General features: G+C 43.5%; 4 protein-coding genes. All 4 read left to right on the top strand.

Annotated elements, in window-relative coordinates; genetic code table 11:
- Positions 1-530 (top strand): riboflavin kinase (locus WBJ10_RS10115; RefSeq protein WP_424289896.1); only part of this gene is annotated, 530 nt, incomplete at its 5' end.
- Positions 499-1,617: a DUF2157 domain-containing protein gene (locus WBJ10_RS10110; RefSeq protein WP_424289894.1), complete on the top strand. Its 1,119-nt coding sequence runs from the start codon at positions 499-501 to the stop codon at positions 1,615-1,617. The genes WBJ10_RS10115 and WBJ10_RS10110, both read left to right, overlap by 32 nt.
- 54 nt (positions 1,618-1,671) lie before the next feature.
- Positions 1,672-2,511 carry a sugar phosphate isomerase/epimerase family protein gene (locus WBJ10_RS10105; protein ID WP_424289892.1) on the top strand — a complete coding sequence of 280 codons (840 nt, stop codon included), beginning with the start codon at positions 1,672-1,674 and terminating at the stop codon, positions 2,509-2,511.
- A gap of 55 nt (positions 2,512-2,566) precedes the next feature.
- Positions 2,567-4,946: PQQ-dependent sugar dehydrogenase (locus WBJ10_RS10100; protein WP_424289890.1), on the top strand; the 2,380-nt coding region annotated here is incomplete at its 3' end.

Genomic DNA, 4,946 nt, shown 5'->3' with positions numbered 1-4,946 from the left:
AACAACTTCAGAAATTCTCAAAAGATTTTGATTTTGCAGTAGAAGAGATACCAGAACAGGACATCAACGACGTAGCAGTGAGTTCAACGAAGATAAGGAATGCGATTCTTTGCGGCGATGTGAAAACAGCAAATGACTTTCTGGGCTACCATTTCCATCTTACCGGAAAAGTTATCAAAGGCGATCAGATTGGTCGTTCTTTAGGATACGCGACGGCTAATCTTTTTGTCGAAGAGATTTACAAACTGATACCTGCTGATGGCATTTATGCAGTTAATGTGCAAATCCCATTTAGCGATAGAGCAAAAACCTTCAACGGTATGGCCTATATAGGGCATCGGCCGACTATTAATGGTATGACTCACAATATTGAAGTGAATATTTTCGATTTCAATCAAGATATCTATGGCAGCACCATACGAATTAATTTCCTTGACTTTGTGCGTAGTGACCAAAAGTTTTCTTCTCTTGATGAACTAAAAGACCAGCTGGCCAAAGATGAAAAAGCGGTCAGATCTATTCTTGTCTGATCAAAAAAGCCTAAATTTATCTTTTACCTGGAAAATCGAATTGGCTAAATTAAATCTTGATAAGCAGGAAAGTGAATTTCTGGATGCTACGATCCGGCAATGGAAGGACGGAGGACTTATCGACCCAGAAACTGCTGACAGACTATCCTCATCATACGAAACAAAGGGCTTTGACTGGAAACGCCTTGCCCAGTATTCCTTTTGGGTGGCACTTGCCTGCGGAATTATTGCCATTGCATCATTAATAATAGATGATGTGGTAATCAAATGGCTGGAAAAGCTATACGATACACCGGATATCATTATAAGCCTGGTTTCAGGATTGTTAGCAGCCTTGCTCTTATTAGAAGGCAACAGGCGCAAAAAGAAATATCCTGAACGTGTCTTCAGCAATGAGGCAATCATCTTTTTCGGCATCCTGTTCACTGCAAGCAGTATCGCTTTTCTGGGCAAGACTTTTGATAATGGCAGCGGCCATTTTTCTATTCTTTTCCTGCTTTCCGTATTTGTTTATGCCCTTTTGGCTTTAAAATTCCGATCGGGGCTTATCTGGGCATTCGCCCTGGTATCTTTAGGAAGCTGGTTCGGCACAGAAACGGGTTACCAGACTGACTGGAGCCACTATTTCCTCGGGATGAACTATCCCTTGCGTTTCGTGTTTTTCGGACTCCTGCTTGTTGTTCTGAGCTTTGCAATGATTAAAATAAAACGAATCAGCGAATTCCGTGACCTGACTTACGTTATTGGACTCTTGTACTTGTTTGTTTCACTCTGGCTGCTTTCGATCTTCGGAAATTTCGGCACCCTGGAAGATTGGTTGAAAGTGAAACAAATTGAGCTCATTTATTGGGGGATCATTTCAGTAATTGTCGCAATAGCATTTACCATTTACGGCCTTCGTCAAAAAGACTATATAGCCCGTGAATTTGGGATCACATTTTTACTGATCAATCTCTACAGCCGATATTTTGAGTACTTATGGGATATCACCGACAAAACAATCTTCTTTGCTGTACTGGCTCTATCCTTTTGGCTGATAGGTAGGAAAGCGGAAAAGATATGGAATGTGGAGTTTTTGAAGAATTGACTATTTCGGTTTTATCCCTAAAATCCCTAACTTAAGCCCTCAAACTTATATGCTATGAAAACACGCCGTAATTTTATAAAAACTACCGGAGCTTTCGCTCTTGGCTCCATGTTCCTTCCTGAACTTTCTTTTGCACTAGGTAAAATTAAAAACCCGGGAATTCAATTGTATTCCGTACGGGATGATATGGCTTCGGATGCAAAAGGTACCCTGGCAAAGCTTGCAGCCCTGGGCATCAAACAAATTGAATCAGCCAGAAGTGCCAAAGGAAATTATTATGGCCTGACAGGTAAGGAGATGAAAGAGGTTTGCAAGGATCTGGATATGACCTTAAGAAGCGGCCACATTGCTATTGACAATAAATGGCAGCAGACTATGGAACAAGCTGCAGAGGCTGACCAGGAATACCTTATCTGTTCCAGCATGCCAAAGTCTGGACAAACTTTAGATAACTATAAGCGTACAGCCGAAATCTTCAACAAAAGCGGTGAAGAGTGCAGAAAGATGGGCCTGAAGTTTGGTTACCACAATCATGATTACGAATTCGACAAAGTAGACGGACAAGTATTATATGATGTCCTTATGGATAACACAGATCCTAAACTTGTTCATATGGAACTTGACCTTGGATGGGTTGTAGCCAGCGGCAATGATCCGTTTCATTACTTTGAAAAATATAAAGGGCGTTTCCCTCTCTGGCATCTTAAGGATATGGATCTTCAGAAGAAAGAAAGCACTGAATTTGGCAAGGGCGGACTTGACATCGCGAAGCTTCTTCAGCACCGGAAAGACTCAGGCCTGAAGTATTTCTTTATTGAGCAGGAGGAGTATGCAAAAACTCCGCTGGAAAGTATCAAGTACAATATGGATTATCTGGAACGACTTAGAGCTTAGGTTTCCCCTTACCGTTTACCATTATTAATTGTTCCCCCATTCAGATTAAAAAGCTATGCGCTTAAAATTGATTCCTGGGCTTTGCATCCTTTTCGGATGCAGCCTTCCTATACACGCACAAGTCTTAAAAAAACCTGAAGAAAACAGGTTTACCAAGGTTGTTCTGGCTCAACGCATCGAAGAACCGATGCAGTTCCAGGTATTAAAAGATGGACGAGTTCTTTTCGCTCAGCGTCATGGGAAACTAGAGGTGTTTGATCCCGCCACGGGCAAAGTTAGTCTGGTTGCTACATTCCCAGTTAGCACTCAGTATGTAAGCAAAGAAGGCGAGGTTAGCGAAGGTGAAGATGGCTTGCAGGGAGTAATCCTGGATCCTGATTTTGAGAATAATCACTGGATTTACGTGTATTATTCACCCGCCGGATCAGAGCCTAAAAATGTGCTGGAACGTTATGCATGGCATGGTAAGGAATTACTCCTCGAAACAAAAAAAGTGCTGCTTGATGTGCCTGTACAGCGTGAACAATGCTGTCATGTGGGTGGCGGTATGCTGTTTGATAAAGACAATAACTTATACCTGAGTACTGGCGACAATACTTTCTCTAGAGCCTCTGATGGATTTACTCCTCTTGACGAGCGCCCGGGAAAATCGGGAGAAGATTCGCAGAAAGGATCTTCAAATACAAATGACCTGCGTGGTAAAATCCTGAGGATACATCCTGAAAAGGACGGAACTTATTCCATCCCTAAAGGGAATATGTTTGCGGAAGGCACGCCTCTAACCCGTCCGGAAATTTATACTATGGGAAACCGGAACCCCTGGAGGCTAACCATCGATAGCAAAACCGGCTGGTTGTACTGGGGTGAGGTAGGTCCTGACGGATCTAAAGATGATATGGAAAAGCGCGGCCCGCAGTCATACGATGAATTTAACATCGCTAAAAAGCCAGGGAATTATGGATGGCCTTACTTCATTGGTGACAATAAACCTTACCGGGATTATAATTTTGAGACAAAAATTTCTGGTGAGTTATTTGATCCTGCAAATACTATAAACGATTCGCCTAATAACACGGGGATTAAAAATCTTCCCCCAGCTTTGCCGGCGATAGTATGGTATGGAAAAGGCATAAGTACGGAATTTCCTCTAATGGGAAGTGGAAGTAACAGCGCTGTCGGCGGACCGATTTACAGGACTCAAGATTTTAGCGGCGCAAAACGTCCCTATCCTGCGTACTATGATGGAAAGTGGTTTGTTACAGATTTCGCCCGCGGATGGATCAATGTGATCGAACTCGATGAAAATGGAGGATACAAAGCGATGGAACGCTTTCTTCCGGACCTGAAACTGAACGGCCCGCTGGATATGAAATTTGGTCCTGACGGTGATCTATACGTGATAGAATATGGCAACGGGTATTTCAAAAATAACCCGGAAGCGGAACTGATACGCATTGAATATAATGGAGGAAATAGGATACCTCAGGTACAAGCCTCATCCGACAAAGCAGCCGGTGCAGTTCCTTTGAAAGTAAACCTTTCTTCCGAGGGTACCCGCGACTTTGATGAAGGTGATGTTTTAAAATACTCATGGAGGGTGACCAGGAATGGTGCCGCATTTAAAACATTTACTCAATCGTCTCCTGTACTGACTTTAACAAGTCCCGGGACTTATAAAGCGACCCTGACCGTTACCGATCAAACTGGCGCGAAGAACTCAGAGACAGTGGAAATTAAGGCAGGAAACGAGCCCCCTAAAGTAAACCTCACCGTACTTAGCGGCAATAAGAACTTCTTCTTCCCTGGTAAATCCATTAAATATGCCGTCAGTGTGAATGATGCAGAAGACGGAAGCCTGCAGAATAAAAGGATATTGGCTTCACAGGTATCGGTAAGCGCAAATTATCTTTCAGAAGGCTTTAATCTTACGGACGTAGCTCAAAAGCAATTGAGTACGGATGTTACTGCGCAATTCGCCGGAGCCATGGCAATGATCAACAAAAGCGATTGCAATATCTGCCATGCAAAGGATACAAAATCCCTGGGCCCCTCTTTTGTAGAGGTCGCTAAGAAATATAAAGGGGATGCGACAGCGCCGTCGAACCTGATTAAGAAAATTATCAATGGTGGGTCGGGTGTCTGGGGACATACCATGATGCCTGCACATCCAACGATGACGGAAAATGATGCCAGAACAATCACCAATTATATCCTGAGTATGGCTAATCCGCCACGCGTGGCTAAAAGCCTCCCTACACAGGGAACCTATACAACGGTGGTTCCGGAGGGTGAAAATGTGGATGGCAGCTTCATCCTGCGTGCAGCCTATAAAGATCGCGGAGCAAACGGCATGGCGAGTCAGACAGCTGAAAAAGTCCTTGTTTTACGTAGCCCTGTTCTTTCTGTCTCGGAAGCTAGTCAGGTGAACAATGTAA

The organism is Daejeonella sp. (assembly GCF_049655485.1).
Lineage (GTDB): Bacteria > Bacteroidota > Bacteroidia > Sphingobacteriales > Sphingobacteriaceae > Daejeonella.
Note: the sequence above shows the minus strand (reverse complement) of the source record. Positions and strands in the feature narration are given on the sequence as shown.

What these genes read in the sequence shown, in the direction of transcription:
- WBJ10_RS10110 (WP_424289894.1), top strand. Translation starts at nt 499, where the DNA reads ATGAAAAAGCGGTCAGATCTATTCTTGTCTGATCAAAAAAGCCTAAAT.
- WBJ10_RS10105 (WP_424289892.1), top strand. Translation starts at nt 1,672, where the DNA reads ATGAAAACACGCCGTAATTTTATAAAAACTACCGGAGCTTTCGCTCTT.